This is a genomic window from Rhizobium sp. 01N424 (assembly GCF_056399485.1).
The window spans coordinates 19,074-41,092 of the sequence record NZ_JBFTRK010000003.1; the positions used below are offsets into that span (position 1 = coordinate 19,074).

Sequence of the window (22,019 nt, forward strand, 5' to 3'; positions counted from 1 at the left end):
ACTTTTGGAACACGCAAAGAAAAACCCGGCAGTCGCCCGCCGGGTTTCACGTGAATCATCAGCCGTTTAGATTACTCGGCAGCGATCTTCAGGCCCGGTGCCGCGTCACGCACGCCACCGTCGACATGTTCCTCGAACTTGGCGAAGTTGGCGATGAACATGCCGACGAGCTTTTCGGCCTGGCGGTCATAGGCTGCAGCATCGGCCCAGGTCGAGCGCGGATCGAGGATACCGCTGTCGACGTCAGGGACGGACACCGGAACGGCGAAGCCGAAGTTTGCATCGGCGCGGAAGTCGGCCTTGGCGAGTTCGCCCGAGAGAGCCGCAGCCAGCAAAGCGCGTGTCGCCTTGATGGGCATGCGCTTGCCGGTGCCATAGGCGCCACCGGTCCAGCCGGTGTTGACGAGCCAGCATTCGACGCCGTGACGGCCGATCAGCTCCTTCAGCAGATTGCCGTATTCAGCCGGATGACGCGGCATGAAGGGCGCGCCGAAGCAGGTCGAGAAGGTTGCTTCCGGTTCGGTCACGCCCTTTTCGGTACCCGCGACCTTTGCGGTGTAACCGGACAGGAAGTGATACATGGCCTGTTCAGGCGTCAGGCGGGCAATCGGCGGCATGACGCCGAAAGCATCTGCGGTCAGCATGATGATCGTCTTCGGATGCGCGGCAAGGCCGGTCTTCGAGGCATTCGGAATGAAGTCCAGCGGATAGGCGCAGCGGGTATTTTCCGTCAGCGAGCCATCATCGAAATCCGGCTCGCGCTGTTCGTTCAGCACGACGTTTTCGAGAACCGTGCCGAAGCGCTGCGTCGTCGCGTAAATCTCCGGTTCGGCTTCTGCCGAGAGACGGATGGTCTTGGCGTAGCAGCCGCCTTCGAAGTTGAAGATGCCGTTTTCGCCCCAGCCATGCTCGTCATCGCCGATCAGCGTACGAGCCGGATCGGCCGACAGTGTCGTCTTGCCGGTTCCCGACAGGCCGAAGAAGACCGCACTATCGCCATCCGGCCCGGCATTGGCCGAGCAGTGCATCGGCATGACGCCCTTGGCCGGAAGCAGGTAGTTGAGGACGGTGAAGACCGATTTCTTCATTTCACCGGCGTAGGACGTGCCGCCGATCAGCACGAGACCCTTGGTCAGGTCGCAGGCAATGACCGTTTCGCTACGGCAGCCATGGCGGTCCGGATCAGCCTTGAAGCTCGGCAGATCGATGATCGTTAGCTTCGGCACGAAGGTCTTCAGCGCTTCGAGCTCCGGGCGGATCAGCAGATTGCGGATGAACAGCGAGTGCCAGGCAAACTCGGTGACGACACGCGACGGCAGAGCATGACCGGCATCGGCACCGCCGATCAGGTCCTGCACGAAAAGCTCCCTGCCCTTCACGTGAGCCAGCATGTCGGCATGCAGCACGGCGAAGTGCTCCGGCGACATCGGCTTGTTGTTGTCCCACCAGATCTGCGCTTCGGTATCGGCATCGCGAACGACAAACTTGTCGCGCGGCGAACGGCCGGTGTGCTGGCCGGTCAATGCGCGCAGCGCGCCCTGGGCGGTGAGTTCGGCTTCTCCACGGCGAATCGACTCCTCATAGAGGGAGGCGGCGGTAAAGTTATAGCGAACGCTTGCAGCGCCCTCCAAACCGATCGTCGCCAACGCTACCGCCGGGTTATGAACTCCGAACGTTTCCATCGCTCTTCCCTTTGCTCAGGCATACAGCCGTTAAAACTGACGCGAACCTAAGATGGGGAATTTTAAAAAGCAAGAGAGTGTAATTCGAAAAGTGTAATGATATCATATATTTAATCGATTTAAATAAGAATCGGTATTTTTAAATCGTTTGAACTGAGTGGTTTGGTTCAGTATGTCGCACCACCTTTGATTGCGGCCGCAATATTCGAACAATCCGCCCCTTTATCTTTGCCACAATTTGTTCCACCTTTATCCTCCATAAGCGCATCCGGCTGGAGAGGCCGCCTGGGGACATCAAAAATTCCGGGAGATGCGCATAAATGACGGAGACGAACACCATGCCGACAATCGCGCTCGTTGACGACGACCGCAACATCCTGACGTCAGTGTCGATCGCACTGGAAGCCGAGGGATATAAGGTCGAGACATATACGGACGGCGCTTCGGCGCTCGATGGTCTCATCGCCCGTCCGCCGCAGCTCGCCATCTTCGACATCAAGATGCCGCGGATGGACGGGATGGAGCTTCTGCGCCGCCTGCGCCAGAAGTCCGACATGCCGGTCATCTTCCTGACGTCCAAGGATGAGGAGATCGATGAGCTCTTCGGCCTCAAGATGGGCGCCGACGATTTCATCACCAAGCCGTTCTCGCAGCGCCTGCTGGTCGAGCGCGTTCGCGCCGTGCTGCGCCGCGCCTCGAGCCGTGAAGCGGCCGCCGCCGCAGGCACAAGCGGTACCGCGCCGAAGCCCGGTGCAGCCCAGCCTGCCCGCTCGCTGGAGCGCGGACAGCTGGTCATGGACCAGGAGCGCCACACCTGCACCTGGAAAGCCGAACCGGTGACGCTGACCGTCACCGAATTCCTGATCCTGCATTCGCTTGCGCAGCGCCCGGGCGTCGTCAAGAGCCGCGATGCACTGATGGATGCCGCCTATGACGAGCAGGTCTATGTCGACGACCGCACCATTGACAGCCACATCAAGCGGCTGCGCAAGAAATTCAAGATGGTCGACAACAATTTTGATATGATTGAAACGCTCTACGGAGTGGGTTACCGCTTCCGCGAAGCAGCCTGACGCGTTACCGCGGGGCACATGAGTATTGTTGAGGGCTCGCTGGCCGCATATCCGGCCGCGCCCTCCGAAAGGGCCTGTCGTTGGCACAGTTGGTGCAGGAAAGGGATCTGGACGATGCGGATGGCGTAACCGGCCGCCGCGTCCGGGGAAGGCGCTGGTCGCATCCCTTCACCATCATCCGCCGGATCTTCGGCAACGCTGTTTTTTCGAGCCTGACGCGCCGCATCCTGTTCTTCAATCTGGCGGCGCTGCTCGTCCTCGTCGGCGGCATTCTCTACCTGAATCAGTTCCGCGAGGGGCTGATCGACGCGCGTGTCGAAAGCCTTTTGACGCAGGGTGAAATCATTGCCGGTGCGGTCTCCGCTTCGGCATCGGTCGATACCAATTCCATCACCATCGATCCCCAGAAGCTGCTGGAACTGCAGGCCGGCCAAAGCATCACCCCGGTTCCGAACGACGAGGATCTGGAATTTCCGATCGATCCGGAAAAGGTGGCGCCCGTTCTTCGCCGGCTGATTTCGCCGACGCGCACCCGCGCCCGCATCTTCGACGCCGACGCCAATCTGCTGCTCGATTCCCGCCATCTCTATTCCCGCGGACAGGTGCTCCGTTTCGATCTTCCGCCAGTCGAGGAAGAGAAGCAGACATGGGGCGAATGGTTCACCACCCTGTTCAACAAGGCGCTGCAGCCCGGCAATCTGCCGGTGTACAAGGAAGCGCCGGGTGGCGACGGCTCGATCTATCCTGAAGTGATGAATGCGCTGACCGGCGTGCGCGGCGCTGTGGTGCGCACCACCGAGAAGGGCGAGCTGATCGTCTCGGTCGCCGTGCCGGTGCAGCGTTTCCGCGCGGTTCTCGGCGTGCTTCTGCTTTCGACCCAGGCCGGCGATATCGACAACATCGTTCACGCGGAACGTCTGGCGATCATGCGTGTCTTCGGTGTCGCGACACTCGTCAACGTTCTGCTGTCGCTGGTTCTATCCTCGACAATCGCAAATCCGCTCCGCCGCCTGTCGGCAGCCGCGATCCGCGTCCGGCGCGGCGCCAAGGAGCGCGAGGAGATCCCCGACTTCTCCGCCCGCCAGGACGAAATCGGCAATCTTTCGATTGCACTGCGTGAAATGACAACCGCACTCTACGACCGCATCGATGCGATCGAGAGCTTTGCCGCCGATGTCAGCCACGAGTTGAAGAACCCGCTGACGTCGCTCCGAAGCGCGGTCGAGACGCTGCCGCTGGCAAAATCCGACGATTCCAAGAAACGGCTGATGGATGTGATCCAGCATGACGTTCGCCGCCTGGATCGCCTGATCAGCGATATCTCCGACGCATCGCGTCTTGATGCCGAACTGGCGCGCGTCGATGCCCGCTCGGTCGATCTGGAAAAATTCCTGACCGATCTCGTCGACGTCTCCCGGCAGATTCGCAGCAAGAACAAGGATGTGCATATCGAGCTGGTGATCGAGCGGAAGCCGGGGGTAAAGACCCGCTTTGTCGTCAATGGCCACGACCTGCGCATCGGCCAGATCGTTACCAACCTGATCGAGAATGCCCGCTCCTTCGTTCCCCAGGAAGGCGGCCGGATTATCGTTCGCCTGGTGCGGACCCGCTCACGCTGCCTCGTCTATATCGAAGACAATGGTCCCGGCATCCTGGCTGAAAATATCGACCGGATCTTCGAGCGCTTCTATACCGATCGGCCTGAATCCGAAGGCTTTGGACAGAATTCCGGTCTCGGCCTGTCGATCAGCCGCCAGATTGCCGAGGCCCATGGCGGCTCGCTGCGCGCCGAAAACATTATCGATGCGGAAAGTGCCGAGATTCTTGGCGCCCGCTTCATTCTCGCCCTGCCCGCGGCTGCCAATAGCTGATGCGCGCGCCGGTCAACGTTCACGCGACGGCGATCAGGATCAACGGCACCGGACTGCTGTTTTCGGGTCCCTCCGGCTGGGGCAAGTCGATGCTCGCCTTCACCTGTGTGACCGAGGCGAAACGGATCGGCCTCGACGCCGTCCTCGTTGCCGACGATCAGGTGTTTCTCGATAAACGAGACGGGCAGATCATCGCCCGGCGGCCGGATTCCATCGCCGGGCTGATCGAACTTCGAGGCACCGGCATCGTGGCGCTGGACAGCATTGCCGAGGCCGCCATGCATTTCGCCATCCTGCCCGGCAGCGCCTCCGGCGAAAATCGCCTGCCGCCCGAAAACGAGCAGATGGAGGTCGCCAGCGGCTTTCTTCTCCCGGTCATCCGGCTGCTTGGCGATACCCGGCTGCCGCTCGCGGTTCTGATGGCGAAAGCCCCGGAAATCGGTCGATAATGCCTCATAATCCGGCAGAATTGCCTGCGATCTCCGCATTTTTGTCTTGCACTTCGGCTTTTGATCGCCAAGATGTGCCCCCACCGGTGGACGCGATTGTTGCATTGCGATATTGGGGCCGCCGTTGATATGCCATTGGGAGCAGTTAAATCATGATCGGACTTGTGCTTGTCACTCATGGCAAGCTGGCTGAAGAGTTTCGTCATGCTGTCGAGCATGTCGTCGGTCCTCAGAAATTCATCGAGACGGTCTGCATCGGCCCCGAAGACGATATGGATCAGCGGCGGCAGGATATTCTTCAAGCTGTCGCCGGCGCCGATGATGGTCATGGTGTGGTGATCCTCACCGATATGTTCGGCGGTACGCCTTCCAACCTTGCCATCTCGGTGATGAGCAGCGGCCATACCGAAGTGATTGCCGGTATGAACCTGCCGATGCTGATCAAGCTCGCTGGCGTCAGAGGCGAGAACAACATGGAAAAGGCCTTGGCCGAAGCTTCGGAAGCCGGCCGGAAATACATCAACGTCGCGAGCCGCGTTCTCAGCGGAAAATAACGGGCCTTCATGACCACGACGCAGCTCTCCCGGGAACTCCTCATCATCAACAAGCGCGGTCTTCATGCACGCGCCTCGGCGAAATTCGTCCAGATGGTCGATACGTTCGACGCTGCGATCACCGTGTCCAAAGATGGCATGATCGTCGGCGGCACGTCGATCATGGGCCTGATGATGCTTGCCGCGAGCCCCGGCTCGACCGTGCTGGTCACCGCCAGCGGCAACCAGGCGATCGAAGCCCTCGATGCCCTAGATCAGCTGATCCAGAACAAGTTCGGCGAAGAGATCTGATCCGCGCCGTCATATAACCATATAAAGACTTCTTTATATCTTTATTGCCATGGTCCCTGAAGCCTGATAAACGGCTGGCATGGCCGTGCATAAGGCACGTGTTGGCGCTGCGCGATATTTGCGGCGCAGGTTTGATTTTGAGATGCTTTTCAGCTGGAGACCTCAATGAGCACTGAAAAAGATTATGTCGTCGCCGATATCGGTCTTGCAGATTTCGGTCGTAAGGAAATTACGATCGCCGAAACCGAAATGCCGGGCCTGATGTCCAGCCGCGAGGAATTCGGCCAGTCGAAGCCGCTGAAGGGCGCGCGCATCACCGGCTCCCTGCACATGACGATCCAGACCGCTGTCCTCATCGAGACGCTGACGGCACTGGGCGCGGAAGTCCGCTGGGCCTCGTGCAACATCTTCTCGACGCAGGATCACGCTGCTGCTGCTATCGCCGCTGCCGGCATCCCGGTCTTTGCGATCAAGGGTGAATCCCTCGAAGACTACTGGACCTACACCGACAAGATCTTCCAGTGGGCTGATGGTGGCTTCTCCAACATGATCCTCGACGATGGCGGCGACGCAACCATGTACATCCTGCTCGGCGCGCGCGCCGAAGCCGGTGAAGACGTGCTGTCGAACCCGCATTCCGAGGAAGAAGAGATCCTCTTCGCGCAGATCAAGAAGCGCCTTGCCGCATCGCCGGGCTGGTTCACCAAGCAGCGCGACGCGATCAAGGGCGTCACCGAAGAGACCACCACCGGCGTCAACCGTCTCTATCAGCTGCATGCCAAGGGCCTGCTGCCGTTCCCGGCGATCAACGTCAACGATAGCGTCACCAAGTCGAAGTTCGACAATAAGTACGGCTGCAAGGAATCGCTGGTTGACGGCATCCGCCGCGGTACCGACGTGATGATGGCCGGCAAGGTTGCCGTCGTCTGCGGTTACGGCGACGTCGGCAAGGGTTCTGCCGCTTCGCTTTCCGGCGCCGGCGCCCGCGTCAAGGTCACCGAAGCCGATCCGATCTGCGCCCTGCAGGCCGCCATGGATGGCTACGAAGTCGTTCTGCTCGAAGACGTCGTCTCTTCGGCCGATATCTTCATCACCACGACCGGCAACAAGGATGTCATCCGCATCGACCATATGCGGGCGATGAAGGACATGGCGATCGTCGGCAACATCGGCCACTTCGACAACGAAATCGAAGTTGCGGCGCTGCGTAATCTCAAGTGGACTAACGTCAAGCCGCAGGTCGACCTGATCGAGTTCCCGAAGGGCAACCGCATCATCCTGCTGTCGGAAGGACGTTTGCTGAACCTCGGCAACGCCACCGGTCATCCGTCCTTCGTGATGTCGGCCTCCTTCACCAACCAGACGCTGGCGCAGATCGAGCTTTTCACCAAGCCCGACCAGTATTCCAACCAGGTCTACATCCTGCCGAAGCACCTCGACGAGAAGGTCGCCCGCCTGCATCTCGGCAAGCTCGGCGTGAAGCTGACCCAGCTTTCTGAAGAACAGGCCGCCTATATCGGCGTGAAGCCGCAGGGCCCGTTCAAGGCTGACCACTACAGATACTAATCGCATCGCCAGTATCCACAACATCTTGATGGGTGCCGCATTGACATTTGCGGCGCCCTTATTTTTTGCCTCCTACCTTCCCGCTGAATCCCATCCGAAGTATTGTTTTAGAACTCGATTCGTGGCCCGGACTCGTCCGTTTGCCCGAAAATGGGATGTCTTGTCGTGATGCGGCACATTAAAGGACGGAGACAGACCGGGAATGCCGGACGTAGAGAAAAGCCTGCCAGCACAGGTGGATGACGGCGCTCGGCCCGATATCCGCCAGGTAGCGGCAGCACAACACAATACACCTGCGGCGGCCGGGCGGGCCGTGAAGCAGGGAAAAAGCTCGCTGACGCGGCTGGCGAAGATTTGTGCCGGCGGCACGGCGATCGCAGCGCTTGCGCGTCCGGTTCTGGCTCAGGTCGAATCCGAGGCTGCTGCATCGGCACACCTCTTCACCTCATCTCAGGTCGTCGGCGTTTCCGTCGTCATCGGGGTCATCTCCGCGGCTCTGCTTTCCACCCTCTGGCTGGTGCGCCAGCGCGGCAACCTGGAAACCGAGAGCCGCGACATCCGCACGGCGCTTTCGGACGCGCAGCAGCGCATCTCACAGTATCAGGCACTGATCGCCGACAAGAACCGCCGCATCGTCGTCTGGGACGGCAGCGAGCGCCCGGAACTGCTGGGACAGCTGCCTGCCGAAACAGGTGCGCCACAAGACAACGAATTCCTGGCATTCGGCCTGTGGCTGAAGCCCCGTTCCGCGTCCGAGCTTGACCATGCAATCGACCGCCTGCGCGAAGCAGGCCAGAGCTTCGATATGGTGGTCGAAACCAATCGCGATGAAATTCTCGAGGCGCAGGGCCGTGTTTCCGGCGGCCGCGCCTTTGTCCGCTTTGTCGCGCTCAACAATCTACGCGCCGAACTCGCCGAACTGAAGATCGAGCGCGAACGGCTGATGTCGTCGATCTCGGCCTTCCAGAGCCTGCTCGATGCCATCGACCTGCCGGCCTGGCAGCGGGATGTCGAGGGCCGCCTGACCTGGGTCAACCAGGCTTACGGCGATGCCGTCGAGGCGAAGTCGCCGCAGCAGGCAATCAACGAGAGCCGTGAATTCCTGACGACGATCGCCCGCGAGCGCATCCGCGCCACGGCAACGCCCGAATCGCCTTTTCACGACAAGATTTCGACCGTCGTCAGCGGCAACCGGACATTCTTCGATGTCGTCGATGTCAAGGTTCCCACCGGCTCGGCGGGCATCGCCATCGACGTCTCGGATGCCGAGGCGGTTCGCGCCGAGCTCGAACGGACGCTGAAAAGCCATGCCGAGACCCTCGATCATCTCGCAACACCGGTTGCGATCTTCGACGGCGAGCAGCGGCTGCAATTCTATAATCAGGCCTTCGTGACCCTCTGGGAGCTCGATATCGCCTTCCTCGAGCGCAAGCCTGACAATGCCGAGCTTCTAGAGCGCCTGCGGGCGGCCAAGAAACTGCCGGATCAGTTGAACTGGAAGAGCTGGAAGGAAACAGCGCTTTCCGTCTACCAGGCTCTCGATACGAAATCCGACCTCTGGCATCTGCCGAACGGCCAGACGCTGCGCGTCTTCGCCACGGCGCATCCACAAGGCGGCGCTACCTGGGTATTCGAGAACCTCACCGAGCAGGTCGATCTCGAAACGCGCTACAACACGCTGGTGAAGGTTCAGGGCGAGACGATCGACCACCTTTCGGAAGGTGTCGCGGTGTTCGGTCCTGATGGGCGGATCCGTCTGTCCAATCCTGCTTTCCGCGTCCTCTGGGGCATCACCGAGGCCGAAGCGAAGCCGGGCACCCATATCCGCGCCGTCGGCGAAGCATGTGCTCCGTCGTATGACAAGCCGGATGGCTGGAAGACCTTTGCCGAGCTCATCACCAGCTTCGACGACGAACGCCGTTCGAGCCAGGGCACGCTGGAACTGTTCTCCGGCCTCGTGCTCGACTACGCGGTGATACCGCTGCCGAATGCACAGACGATGTTGACCTTCGTCAACATGACGGATTCGGTGCGCGCCGAGCGCGCCCTGACCGAGAAGAACGAAGCGCTGCGCAAGGCCGACGAGCTGAAGAACGATTTCGTCCAGCACGTTTCCTACGAGCTCCGTTCGCCGCTGACCAACATCATCGGTTTCACCGATCTGCTGCGCACGCCGGGCGTCGGTCCGCTGAACGATAGGCAGGCCGAATATATCGACCATATCGCGACATCGTCGTCTGTCCTTCTAACTCTGGTCAACGACATCCTCGATCTTGCGACCGTCGATGCAGGCATTATGCGGCTGAACTATTCCGAGATCGATCTCAGCGACCTCCTGGATGACGTCTCGATGCAGATCGCCGACCGGCTGCAGGAAAGCGGCGTAACGCTGGAGATCACATCGCCGTCGCAACTCGGCACCATCGTTGCCGATTCACAGCGCTTGAAGCAGATCCTACTGAAATTGCTATCGAATGCCGCCAATTTTTCGCCCGAGGGCGCGGCGATTGCGCTCGAATGCCATCGCGAAGGCACCGATTTCGTATTTTCTGTCGCCGATCGTGGCCCGGGCATCTCGCAGGAGATGATCGCTACTGTCTTCGATCGCTTCGCCACCGGCGCAAAAAGTGGTAAACGCGGTGGTGCCGGTCTCGGTCTTTCGATCGTCGACAGCTTCGTCAGCCTGCACAACGGCAAGGTAACGATCGACAGCAAGCCGGGCCGCGGCACCACGGTCGTTTGCCGGATTCCATCCGTCAACCTGCCGCGTGCCATCGCAGCCGCCGAATGACGGCCGACGCTGGCGCGATCTCCCTGTTTCTGAAAGACGAGGCGGCAACCGGCCGTCTCGGCGAGGATCTGGCGCTCGCCGTTAAGCCGGGCGACTGCCTGACGCTGTCGGGTGATCTCGGCGCGGGAAAATCGTCTCTGGCCCGCGCTCTGATCCGCGCCATTGCCGACGATCCGGCGTTGGAAGTGCCGAGCCCGACATTCACGCTCGTCCAAGCCTATGATCTTAGAATTCCGGTTGCGCACTTCGATCTCTACCGGCTTGCCGATGGCTCCGAGCTTGAAGAACTTGGTTTCGACGAGGCGCTGCAATCGGGTATTTGCCTCGTCGAGTGGCCCGAGATGGCCGCAGACGAGATGCCTGGAGATCGGATTGAACTGACCCTGACGCACGAGGGTGCCGGGCGCCGCCTGACCATCAAGGCGCCGCGGAAGAAAGCCGAGCGTATCCAGCGCGTCCTGGCCATCCGGACATTTCTCGCCGGTCTCGGCTATGAAGAAGCCGGACGGCGCTTCCTGACGGGCGATGCATCGTTGCGCGCCTATGAGGCAGTCTATCCCGCGACAGGCGAGCGGAAGATCCTGATGGATTGGCCGCCGCTGCCGGAAGGACCCGCAGTCCTTGACGGCAAGCCCTACCCGAAGGTCGCCCATCTTGCAGAGAACGCCTATCCCTTCGTTGCCATCGCCGATGCTCTGCGGCAGCGCGGCTTCGCAACGCCTGAAATCTATGGCGTCGACTATGACCAGGGCATATTGCTGATTGAGGATCTCGGAACCGAAGGCGTTCTTGATACCGGCGGAAAGCCGATCGTCGAGCGTTATCGCGAAAGCGTCGCCTGCCTCGCGCATCTGCATGGCATGCAGATCCCGCAGGATATCCCCGTTACAAAGGATCACATTCACCACATCCCGGATTTCGACCGGACAGCGATGAAGATGGAAGTCCGCCTGGTGCTCGACTGGCATCTGCCGTGGAAGCGCGGCGGCCAGGCAGCCCCGGATGCAGAGCGGGACACGTATCTCGCGATCTGGGACCATCTCATCGACCAGCTGGCCGATGCCGAAAAGAACCTGCTGCTGCGCGATTTCCATTCGCCGAACATCATCTGGCGCGGCGACCGGCAGGGGATCCAGAAGATCGGCCTGATCGATTTCCAGGACGCGATGATCGGCCCGACGTCCTACGATCTGGCATCGATCGCCCAGGACGCGCGGGTCACCATCGAGCCACCGCTCTTCCGGGAGCTGATGGACGACTATCTGTCGATCCGCCGGGCCCAAGGCGGCTTCGATGAAACATCCTTCCTGAAGAGCTGGGCGATCACGTCTGCGCAGCGCAATTGCAAACTTGCCGGGCTCTGGGTCCGGCTGCTGCAGCGCGACGGCAAACCCGGCTATCTCAAGCATATGCCACGCACACTCGCCTATCTCCAGGTCGCTCTTGAGCATGAAGCGCTCGCCCCCTTGCGCGAATGGTGCGCAAGGGCTGGAATAGGCATCAGCGAATCATAAGTTCCGGACCACGATGACAATCAAACAAGCCATGGTATTGGCGGCGGGTCTCGGTACCCGCATGCGCCCGATCACCGATACGATGCCGAAGCCGTTGGTGAAGATTGGCGGTAAGCCGATGATCGACTATACGCTGGACTCGCTGAAGCAGGCCGGCGTCGAACGCGCTGCGGTCAACGTCCACCATTTCGCCGACCAGATGGAAGCGCATCTTAAGTCGTATCACGGGCTCGATATCCTGATTTCCGACGAGCGCGACGGCCTGCTGAACAATGGCGGCGGCATCGTCAAGGGCCTGACGCTGCTCGACCGGGAGACGATCTTCGTGATGAACGCCGATCTCTTCTGGATCGGTGAACAGCCGGGTGCGCCCAGCAATCTCGATCGATTAGCCGGATTCTTCGATGCCGGCAGCATGGACATGGCGATGCTTTGCGTGTGCATCGAGAACACGACCGGCCATAATGGCACCAATGATTTCAGCATGGCAGCAGATGGCCGCCTGACACGCTACCGGGACGACCAGTCGAACCCCGTCGTCTATGCCGGCGCCTTTGCGATGCGGCCCGAATTTCTCGACGATGCGCCGCGCGACCCCTTCAACATCAACAGTTACTTCGACAAAGCGATCGGCCGCGGTAGGCTCTACGGAATGATGATGGACGGGCACTGGCTGACTGTTGGCACGCCCGAAGCCGTCGATGAAGCAGAGGAAACGATCCGGCAATTCCGGACGTTTGCTTAGGCGATGAGCGAGCGTCATCAGCCGCGCATCCTGACGATCCCGGCAGGAGCGCCGTTTCTGAAAGTGCTCGCGCAAACGCTTTGCGAAGGCCGGCTGACGCCGCTTTTCCGGCACGATCCCGACGATCCACTATCGCTTTCGAAAGTCACGATCTATTTGCCGACCAGGCGCGCAGCCCGCGTGCTCCGGTCCGAATTCGTCGATCTGCTCGGCGGCCGCTCGGCCATTCTGCCGGTCATCCGGCCGCTCGGTGAGACGGATGACGACAGCGGCTATTTCGAGGAGGCGCTGCCTGCGACCCTCGACCTTGCGCAGCCACTTTCCAACACTGCCCGCCTGCTGGAGCTTGCAAGGCTCATCCTTGCCTGGCGCAACAGGCTGCCGGATATCGTCCGCCGCATCCACGCCGAGTCGCCTCTCGCAGCCCCGGCAAGCCCGGCCGATGCGATCTGGCTGGCGCGCAATCTGGCCGAGCTGATCGACTCGATCGAGACTGAGGGCCGGGAATGGGCGGAGCTTGCCAATCTCGACGCCTCCGATCATGCACTCTGGTGGCAGCTGACCGCCGAATTTCTGCAGATTGCCAGCGCTTTCTGGCCGGAACGGCTGGCCGAACTCGGGCGCTCATCCCCTGCCCGGCACCGCAACGCAATCCTGCGGGCGGAAGCGAACCGTCTTGCAACGTCCCGGCCGGTAGGCCCGATCATCATTGCCGGCTCGACGGGCTCCGTGCCTGCGACCGCCGATCTGATTGCCGCCGTTGCCGATCTTCCCGAGGGCGTCATCGTGCTGCCGGGCCTCGATCTGTCGATGCCGGATGAGCATTGGCGGATGGTGGCGCCTGACCCACAGCCGGGCCGAACCGCCAATCCTGCGAGCCGCAGCCACTCTCAATATGGTCTGTCGCATCTGCTGAAGCACCTGAAACTTACACGCAATGATGTCGCCCCGCTGATCGACGCCGAGCCTGACCTGCAACGGCGTGCGGAGGTACTGTCGCGGGCGCTTGCACCGGCGGAGGCGACAAGCGGCTGGGGGGAGTGGAAGAACGAGCTTCCCGCGGACGCGTTGGCGGCGGGCTTTGCCGACGTGGCGCTGATCGAGGCAGCCAACGAGCGGGAGGAGGCAACGGCAATCGCCATCGCCTTGCGCCTTGCCCTGGAAGAGCCGGGCCGCAACGGCGAAAGCCAGGCAGCGGTGATTACGCCCGATCGCAATCTCGCACGCCGCGTCATGTCCGAACTCGCCCGGTTCGGCATTATCGCCGACGATTCGGCCGGTACGCCGCTTTCTGCGATGCCGCAGGGCACTTTCCTGCAGCTGGTTCTGGAAGCGACGCTACGGCCCGGCGATCCGGTGGCACTGGTGGCGCTCCTCAAGCATCCGCTCACGCATTTCAGCCTTGAGAAGACCATTTTGACAAGTGCCGTCGAAGCGCTCGAGCTTCTCGCGCTGCGCGGCGGTGTTGCCGAGGTCGATATCAGCACGCTACCGGCCCTGCTGGAGCGTCAGCTTGCTGAACAGCAGGCCGATCGCTACGCGCCGAACTGGCGGAAGTCGCTGCCATCGGATGCGATCGATCAGGCCCGGGATCTGGCACAGCGGATCGCAGCGGCGACCGAGCCGCTGGCATCGGCAATGGTCAAGCGTGGACCTGACGGGCGCAGCCTGACAGTGAACCTGCAGCTCTCCGAATGGGCCTCAAGGACCGGCCGCGTGCTCGAGGCCGTGGCTCGCGATCACCGCGGCGACCTTGCCGGTCTCTGGAGCGGAGAAGCCGGCGATGCGCTCACAACGCTGCTCGGCGAGGTAATCGACACCAACGGGCAGATCGAGGCGGACGGTCCGCAGTGGATCGACATCATGACGGCCCTGTCGGCTGGACAGGCCGCCAAACCTCGCGCGCTCAGCCATCCCCGGGTTTTCATCTTCGGTACGCTGGAAGCCCGTCTTCAGGCTGTCGACACGCTGGTGCTCGGTGGTCTGAACGAAGGTTCCTGGCCGGGGCAGACGGCCAACAACCCCTTCATTTCGCGGATGATGAAAACGGAGATCGGCCTTGAGCCACCGGAGCGGCGTATCGGGCAGCTGGCCCACGATTTCGAGATGGCGAGCGGCACTCGGAAGCTGATCTATACGCGCGCACTCCGCCAGGGCTCGACGCCGACGGTTGCCTCGCGCTGGCTGCAGCGTCTACTGGCTTTGGGCGGCACCGCTTTCGAAGCCGCGCTGAAGGACCGTGGCGAAAAATTCGTGCACTGGGTCAATCTTCTGGATGACGGCAAGACCCAGGCGCCGGCGCAGCGCCCCTCGCCGGTTCCACCCTCCGAACTGCAGCCGAAATCCTATTCCTTCAGCGAAGTCGGCCGCCTCCGGCGCGATCCCTATGCGATCTACGCACGGCGCATTCTGCGGCTTGACCCTGTCGAACCGTTTAACCGCGATCCCGGTGCCGCAGAACGCGGCACGCTCTATCACGCGATCATCGACCGCTTCGTGCGCGAAGGGCACATCGCCGGAACGCCTGACGGCGAAAGGGCGATGGAGGCTATCCTGAACGATCTTTTCGACAGCGAAGAACTGCCCGCCCATATCGACGCGGTCTGGCGGCCGCGCTTTCGCGAGGTGGCCCGCAGCTTCCTGACGTGGGAAGCCGAGCGGCGGCCGGGCATCCGCAAGACAGTGACCGAAGTTCGCGGCAGCGTCGAGCTGGAGACGATCAACATCCGGCTAACCGGCGTCGCCGACCGGATCGATATTACCGGGCCGAAATCTGCCGATATCATCGATTACAAGACCGGCTACAATCCTTCGCCTGCGCAAGCGCGCGCCTTGCTCGACCCACAGCTGGCTCTCGAAGCTGCCGCGCTGAGCGCCGGTGCCTTCCGCGATGCCGGCAGCCTCATTCCGCAGGATCTGCTTTACGTCCGGTTGCGGCCCGGCAGCCGCTTCCGGGCCGATACCGTCAACAACGAGAATTCGACACGCAGCGACAAGGCGAAGTCGGCGCTCGATCTTGCCGAGGAATCGATCGATCAACTCGTCAAGTTTGTCTCCCTGCTGCAATCCGGCGAGCGAGGCTTCACATCGCGGCTTATCCCGGCACAACAGTTCGAGTTCGGCGGCGACTACGATCATCTGGCACGGGTCTCGGAATGGTCGACGGCAGAAGACGAGGAGTCCAGCGGCGATGAATGACATTACCGCTCTCCCCGATAGCGACGATCCGGGCGTCTGGATCGGCTGGACGACCATTCAGCAGGCGATCGCCTCCGATCCCTTACGCTCGGCATGGGTGTCGGCCAATGCCGGATCCGGGAAGACGCACGTCCTGACGCAACGCGTGATCCGGCTGCTTTTGGCCGGTGCCCGGCCTTCGGCGATCCTCTGCCTGACCTACACCAAGGCCGCGGCCTCCGAAATGTCGAACCGCGTCTTCGCGCGGCTTGCCGAATGGGCGGTTCTGCCGGATCAGGAATTGAGCAAGCGCATCGCGCTGATCGAGGGAGAAACACCCGATCGCGTCAAGCTCGCCGAAGCACGGCGGCTCTTTGCCAAGGCGCTGGAGACGCCCGGCGGATTGAAGATCCAGACGATCCACGCCTTCTGCGAGGCGCTGCTGCATCAGTTTCCGCTGGAGGCGAATGTCGCCGGTCACTTCTCGGTTCTCGACGACCGGGCAGCGGCGACCCTTCTCGCGGATGCGCGCCGTTCGCTGCTGACGGCGACGGGACCGGAAGACGATCAGACGCTTGCCGAAGCGTTCTCATACGTTCTCAACCTCGGCGACGAAAGCGGGCTGGAAGCGCTGCTCGAAGAGATCGTCGCCAATCGCAACGCCATCCGCCGCTTCACGCAGGCCGCCGAAGCGAATGGCGGGATCGCCGCGGCACTGCGCAAGAACCTGAAGCTTTCCGATACGGAGAGCGAAGCCAGCATCGACGAGCAATACTGGCCGCTACCGGAGCTTTCCGGGCTAACGCTCGATCTCTACATGACGCTGGCGGCACAGAAAGGCGGCGCCAAGGCGCAGGAGGTTGCCTACGGTCTTCGCCAGACCTCGAACGAGCGAAGCGCGTCGAAGCGGGCCGAACTTCTGGAGAAGATCTTCCTGAAGGTGGACGGGCAGCCGAAAACGGATTCGCAATTCACCGTGAAGGCGATGCTGGCCGATGCGCCAGAACTGACAGCGGCGATCGTGGCTGCCCGCGATCACGTCGTCGCCTGCCGTGACCGCCTGAAAATCATGCGGATGTATACCGCGACGCATGCGGCGCTCGTGCTCGCCGAGCGCCTGAACCGTGACTATGATTCCCTGAAAAAGCAGCGCAGCCACCTCGATTTCGAGGACCTGATCACGCGCACGGCCGATCTGCTAACGAAAAGCGGCATCGGCCCATGGATCCACTACAAGCTTGATCAGGGCATCGACCACATTCTCGTCGATGAGGCCCAGGATACCAGCCCGATCCAATGGAGCGTCATCCAGTCGCTGGCGGAGGATTTCTTCTCGGGCGAGAGCGCCCGGCCGGTGATCCGGACGTTATTTGCCGTCGGTGATGAAAAGCAATCCATCTATTCCTTCCAGGGCGCCCGGCCGGAGCGCTTTTCGGAAGAAAGCAAACGGACGCAGCGGAAGGTGCAGGCCAGCGGCCAGCAATTCACGCCGGTGCGCCTGCCGCTGTCGTTCCGTTCGACGTCCGACGTTCTCGCCGCCGTCGACCATGTCTTCACACCACCTGAAAATGCGCGTGGGCTGAGCGCCGAGGGCGAGCCGGTCATCCACCGGTCAAGCCGGATCGGCCATCCAGGCGCAGTCGATCTCTGGGCAATGGTAGCGCCCGAAGTCGCCGTCAAGGAAGAGGACTGGACGGCACCTTTCGATGCCACGCCCGAGAGCGCACCGCCGGCGATCCTCGCGCGACGCATGGCGCATACGATCGAGGCGCTGGTCGGACGCGAAACGATCGTCGAGAAGGGCAAGGAACGGCTGATCGAGGCCGGCGATATTCTGGTGCTGGTTCGAAAGCGTGACAGTTTCGTCAACGCGCTGACGCGGGCGCTGAAACGGCGAAACAATATTCCGGTCGCCGGTGCCGACCGCCTAAAGCTGACGAGCCACATTGCCGTGCAGGATCTGCTGGCGCTCGGGCGCTTCCTGCTTCTGCCGCAGGACGATCTTTCGCTCGCAGCGGTGCTGAAAAGCCCGCTCTTCGATCTCACGGAAGACGATATCTTTGCACTGGCGGCGCTTCGAGGCGAACATCTGAGCGTTTGGAGCCATCTACAGCGCTTCGCCGCCGACGGCCACGAGCGCTTCGTGGCGGCGGCGAAACGGCTTGAGCTTTTCCTGGAGCAATCACGAAGCCTGTCCGTGCATGACTTCTACGCCCGTGTACTTGGCGTCCACGGTGGCCGCAGCCAGTTCTTGGCGCGGCTCGGCACCGAAGTCAGCGATATTCTTGACGAATTCCTGACCTTCACGCTCGATCACGAGAATTCCGGCCTTCCCGGGCTGCAATCGTTCATCTCGACGCTCGAACTCGAGGCACCCGAGGTGAAGCGCGAGCAGGACAAAGGGCGAAACGAAGTGCGCATCATGACGGTGCATGCCTCGAAGGGCCTGGAGGCGCCGATCGTCTTTCTGGTCGATAGCGGCGGCAAGGCGTTTACTCATACGCATATGCCGAAACTGAGGTTGCTCGAGACAGCGAACGAGGATCCGATGCCGGTCTGGGTGCCGGTCGGCGATCTCGCCAATTCGCGCACGCAGACCGACGCCGCCCGCATCCAGACGCTAGCGGAAGAGGAATACCGCCGACTGCTCTATGTGGCGATGACGCGCGCGGCCGACCGGCTGATCGTTTGCGGCTATCGCGGCGTGCGCGCCAATACCGATACGTGGCATGCGATGATTTCCACCGCGATGAGCGAAAGCCATCCGCAGGTGAACGCTGTCGAATTCGAAGGACCGGACGGCAGCTGGCCAGGCGTGACCTGGCGGGTTCCGCAGGTGGAGCGCAGCTTCGAGCGGGCAGAACAGGTGGCGGAAAAGCGCGAAAAGGACGTCCTGCCAGCTGGTATACTCAAGCCTCTGCCACCGCAGAGAGCGCTGCCGCGACCGCTCAGCCCCTCGGGCGCGGGCACCGTCATCGATGAGGAAGCCGACGACCTTCTGGTGACCTCGCCTTTGTTCAGCACCCCGGAGCGGTCCGACAGGTCGCTGGAAAAAGGCCGGCTGATCCACCGCATGCTGCAGATGCTGCCTGACATCCTGCCTCAGGAGCGCCAGCTTGCCGCCGAGCGCTATGCCGGGCGCGCGGCGCGCTTCTGGCCGGACGCGGAGCGGCGCCGGCTTGTCGATTCGGTTCTGAAACTATTGGGTGAAGACAGCCTGCAGCCGGTCTTTGCAGCCCATGCGCAACCTGAAGTCTCGATCATGGGCACGCTGGACCTCGACGGAAAGCACTATGCCGTATCGGGCCGGGTCGACCGTCTCGCGGTACTGACAGACCGGGTCGTTATCCTCGATTACAAGACCAATCGTGTTCCGCCGGAGACCGAGGAGAGCGTTCCCTTTGCACATAAGGCGCAGCTCGCGATCTACCGGGAAATCCTGAAACCGCTTTATCCCGGCACGGAAATCGAGTGCGTGCTCGTCTATACTGAAAACGCGACGGTTCACCGCCTCACCGAGCGGACCCTTGAATTGGCGCTTGCGGCACTCAAGACAAAGTGAAATACCGGACATTGAAATTATGACACCGCACCATCACATGTGGTTCAACGATAATTCCCCTGAAGGAGCAGCCTATGGCTACCGTGAAAGTCGATATCAATAACTTCCAGTCGGAAGTTCTGGAATCTGCAGAACCTGTTGTTGTGGATTTTTGGGCTGAATGGTGCGGCCCGTGCAAGATGATTGCCCCGAGCCTCGAAGAAATCGCGACCGAACTGGCAGGCAAGGTCAAGGTTGCCAAGCTCAACATCGATGAAAACCCGGAACTGGCTGCTCAGTTCGGCGTTCGCTCGATCCCGACGCTGGCGATCTTCAAGGCTGGCGAAGTTGCCGACATCAAGGTTGGCGCGGCTCCGAAGACGGCTCTTTCGAGCTGGATTTCCAGCGCGGCCTAAAACGCTTTCGCATTCAACGAAAAAGCCCGGCTTCGACCGGGCTTTTTTCATTTCGGTGGCGTGCCGTTCTCCGAGAGAACGTCGCCGACCAGATAGAGCGAGCCGCCCATCAGGATGCGTGGCGGCGGCTTGGCCGGATCGAGGATTTCCTTGATCGCATCGAGCGCGTCTCCAACGTTCGACATCGGCTCGGCCACCAGACCGGCGTCATAGGCTGCATTGGCCAGAATGACCGGGTCGATCATCGCATCACTTCCACGGATCGGAACGCAGAAGACTTTCTCCGCCAGTCCGGCAAACGCCTTGAAATAACCGACGGGATCCTTCGTGTTGATCATGCCGGTGATCAGATAGAGCGGTCTTGGCAGCTTTTCCTCGAAGTTCGCCATCGCCTCGGCGATCACCTCGCCGGCGCCGGGATTGTGTCCGCCATCAACCCAGATCTCCGCACCGGCAGGTGCGTGCGACATCAGCCGCCCCTCGGTCAGCCGCTGCAGACGCCCGGGCCATTCCACTCCCTGAAGCGCCTTCTCCATCATCGCTTCGGTGACGACGAAACCGGCGGCCTTGACAGCGCGGATGGCAGCAGCGGCATTGGCATACTGATGGCGGCCGGGAAGGCGCGGTAGCGGCAGATCGGCCAAGCCGAATTCATCCTGATAGACGAGACGGCCATATTCCTCGTGAGCCATGAAATCCTGGCCATAGACGGCGGTCGGGCAATGCAGCCGCTCGGCGGTCGACATCAGCACCTCAAGCGCTGCGTCATAAGGCTGCTGGCCAATGACGACAGGATGCTTCGCCTTCATGATGCCTGCCTTTTCGGCGGCGATCAGCTCGACCCGGTCACCGAGATAGGGCTGATGATCCAGGGAAATCGGCATGATGACCGAAACGGCCGGATCGGAGATGACATTCGTCGCGTCGAAGCGGCCGCCAAGGCCGACTTCGATAACTGCCGCGTCGGCAGGCTGTTCGGAAAACAGCAGGAAGGTGACCGCCGTCAGGATTTCGAAAACGGTGATCTTCTGGCCGCCATTGGCTTCGGCAACGCGGCGTACGGCATCGGCGAAAGCCGCGTCTTCAACCAGCTCTCCGCGTCCGCCCTTGACGCCGATGCGGTAGCGCTCGTGCCAATTCACCAGATGAGGCGAAGTGTGGACATGAACGCTGTAGCCACCAGCTTCGAGGAGCGCCCGGCAGAAGGCAGTGACAGAACCCTTGCCGTTGGTTCCGGCGACATGAATTACCGGCGGCAGCTTATCCTGCGGATTTCCGAGAACTTCCAGCAGGCGGGTGATCCGCTCCAGCGACAGATCGAAGCCCTTGGGATGCAATCCCAAAAGCTTGTCTATTTCCTGTGCTGCCTCGCTCACGACGGTCTGACCTCTGGGTATCATTCGGCCCTCCGCTCAGGCAGGTTCTGGATCGATCAGGCGCTCGCTGTTAGCGCGACCGCACTGCCGTTGGTAACGACGGTGTTTGCCGGCTTCTTCGTCAGGATCTTCAGGACCCGCGCCAGCGTATCGGGGATATCGTGACGCTTGATCACCATATCGACCATGCCGTGTTCCAGCAGATACTCCGACGTCTGGAAGCCTTCCGGCAGCTTCTCGCGGATCGTCTGCTCGATGACGCGCTTGCCGGCAAAGCAGATTTCCGCTCCCGGCTCCGCCAGATGAAGATCGCCGAGCATGGCGTAGGACGCGGTTACGCCGCCCGTCGTCGGGTTCGTCAGAACGACGATATAGGGCTGGCCAGCTTCCTTGAGCATGTCGACGGCAACGGTGGTGCGTGGCAGCTGCATCAGCGAGAGAATGCCTTCCTGCATGCGGGCGCCGCCCGAGGCCGGGAACATTACCAGCGGGCATTTCTCGGCAATGGCGCGTTCGAATGCCTTGACGATCGCCTCACCGGCAGCGATGCCGAGCGAGCCGCCCATGAAGTTGAATTCGTGCACGACGGCCACGAGCTTCAGGCCGCGAACCTTGCCGACGCCGGCGACGATCGTGTCTTCCTGCTCAGTCTTCAGACGGCTATCGCGCAAACGGTCGGTGTATTTCTTGGAATCGCGGAACTTCAACGGGTCCTGAGCCACCTTCGGCTGCACCAACGCTTCGTATTCGCCATTATCGAACAGATCGAGCAGACGGGCCTTGGCCGGCATCTTCATGTGATAGCCGGAGGCCGGGATGACCCACTTGTTGTCTTCCAGATCCTTGTGGAAGACCATCTCGCCCGTTTCCGGGCACTTGATCCAGAGATTTTCAGGAACTTCGCGGCGGCCCAGCATGGAATTGATCCGCGGGCGTACGTAGTTGGTGATCCAGTTCAAGTCGAAAACTCCTG

15 protein-coding genes are annotated in these 22,019 nt (G+C 61.4%); 12 read left to right on the plus strand and 3 right to left on the minus strand.

What is annotated here, in order from left to right; translation table 11 throughout:
- Positions 1 to 71 precede the first annotated feature (71 nt).
- Positions 72 to 1,682, minus strand: coding sequence for a phosphoenolpyruvate carboxykinase (locus tag AC1DNK_RS10635; protein ID WP_477940969.1), 1,611 nt, complete (start codon positions 1,680 to 1,682; stop codon positions 72 to 74).
- A gap of 338 nt (positions 1,683 to 2,020) precedes the next feature.
- On the opposite strand from AC1DNK_RS10635, the gene AC1DNK_RS10640 reads away from it, so the two are divergent.
- The 12 genes from AC1DNK_RS10640 to trxA all read left to right on the plus strand — a co-directional run bounded on the left by AC1DNK_RS10640 (position 2,021) and on the right by trxA (position 19,670).
- Entirely contained in the window at positions 2,021 to 2,755 is a 735-nt protein-coding gene (locus tag AC1DNK_RS10640; RefSeq protein WP_477941395.1) for a response regulator transcription factor, read from the plus strand.
- 80 nt (positions 2,756 to 2,835) lie between these two features.
- On the plus strand, positions 2,836 to 4,626 hold the full coding sequence (locus tag AC1DNK_RS10645) for a stimulus-sensing domain-containing protein (RefSeq protein ID WP_477940970.1): 1,791 nt from the start codon (positions 2,836 to 2,838) through the stop codon (positions 4,624 to 4,626).
- Positions 4,626 to 5,075 (plus strand): HPr kinase/phosphorylase, encoded by a 450-nt coding sequence (locus tag AC1DNK_RS10650; RefSeq protein ID WP_477940971.1) that lies wholly within the window; start codon positions 4,626 to 4,628, stop codon positions 5,073 to 5,075. The genes AC1DNK_RS10645 and AC1DNK_RS10650 overlap by 1 nt, the downstream gene beginning before the upstream one ends.
- Before the next feature lie 152 nt (positions 5,076 to 5,227).
- Positions 5,228 to 5,629 (plus strand): PTS sugar transporter subunit IIA, encoded by a 402-nt coding sequence (locus tag AC1DNK_RS10655; protein ID WP_025584219.1) that lies wholly within the window; start codon positions 5,228 to 5,230, stop codon positions 5,627 to 5,629.
- Positions 5,630 to 5,638: 9 nt separating this feature from the next.
- Positions 5,639 to 5,920: an HPr family phosphocarrier protein gene (locus tag AC1DNK_RS10660; protein ID WP_477940973.1), complete on the plus strand. Its 282-nt coding sequence runs from the start codon at positions 5,639 to 5,641 to the stop codon at positions 5,918 to 5,920.
- Between the two features lie 165 nt (positions 5,921 to 6,085).
- On the plus strand, positions 6,086 to 7,486 hold the full coding sequence (gene ahcY / locus AC1DNK_RS10665; protein ID WP_112386029.1) for an adenosylhomocysteinase: 1,401 nt from the start codon (positions 6,086 to 6,088) through the stop codon (positions 7,484 to 7,486).
- Positions 7,487 to 7,688: 202 nt separating this feature from the next.
- Positions 7,689 to 10,277, plus strand: coding sequence for a PAS domain-containing sensor histidine kinase (locus AC1DNK_RS10670; protein ID WP_477940975.1), 2,589 nt, complete (start codon positions 7,689 to 7,691; stop codon positions 10,275 to 10,277).
- A complete protein-coding gene (gene tsaE / locus AC1DNK_RS10675) occupies positions 10,274 to 11,791 on the plus strand; it encodes a tRNA (adenosine(37)-N6)-threonylcarbamoyltransferase complex ATPase subunit type 1 TsaE (protein ID WP_477940976.1) in 1,518 nt (505 codons plus the stop codon). The genes AC1DNK_RS10670 and tsaE overlap by 4 nt, the downstream gene beginning before the upstream one ends.
- Positions 11,792 to 11,804: 13 nt before the next feature.
- Positions 11,805 to 12,536 carry a nucleotidyltransferase family protein gene (locus AC1DNK_RS10680; protein ID WP_477940978.1) on the plus strand — a complete coding sequence of 244 codons (732 nt, stop codon included), beginning with the start codon at positions 11,805 to 11,807 and terminating at the stop codon, positions 12,534 to 12,536.
- Between the two features lie 3 nt (positions 12,537 to 12,539).
- Complete coding sequence (addB, locus tag AC1DNK_RS10685) at positions 12,540 to 15,734, plus strand: double-strand break repair protein AddB (RefSeq protein ID WP_477940979.1); 3,195 nt, start codon at positions 12,540 to 12,542, stop codon at positions 15,732 to 15,734.
- Entirely contained in the window at positions 15,727 to 19,275 is a 3,549-nt protein-coding gene (addA, locus tag AC1DNK_RS10690) for a double-strand break repair helicase AddA (protein ID WP_477940981.1), read from the plus strand. Before addB ends, addA begins: the two co-directional genes overlap by 8 nt.
- Before the next feature lie 74 nt (positions 19,276 to 19,349).
- Complete coding sequence (trxA, locus tag AC1DNK_RS10695) at positions 19,350 to 19,670, plus strand: thioredoxin (protein WP_112386023.1); 321 nt, start codon at positions 19,350 to 19,352, stop codon at positions 19,668 to 19,670.
- A gap of 47 nt (positions 19,671 to 19,717) precedes the next feature.
- Here the strand turns inward: trxA and AC1DNK_RS10700 are convergent, their stop codons facing one another.
- Both AC1DNK_RS10700 and accD read right to left on the minus strand, forming a co-directional pair.
- Positions 19,718 to 21,070 carry a bifunctional folylpolyglutamate synthase/dihydrofolate synthase gene (locus AC1DNK_RS10700; RefSeq protein ID WP_477940982.1) on the minus strand — a complete coding sequence of 451 codons (1,353 nt, stop codon included), beginning with the start codon at positions 21,068 to 21,070 and terminating at the stop codon, positions 19,718 to 19,720.
- Positions 21,071 to 21,102: 32 nt separating this feature from the next.
- On the minus strand, positions 21,103 to 22,005 hold the full coding sequence (gene accD, locus AC1DNK_RS10705) for an acetyl-CoA carboxylase, carboxyltransferase subunit beta (RefSeq protein WP_477940985.1): 903 nt from the start codon (positions 22,003 to 22,005) through the stop codon (positions 21,103 to 21,105).
- Between the last annotated feature and the right edge of the window lie 14 nt (positions 22,006 to 22,019).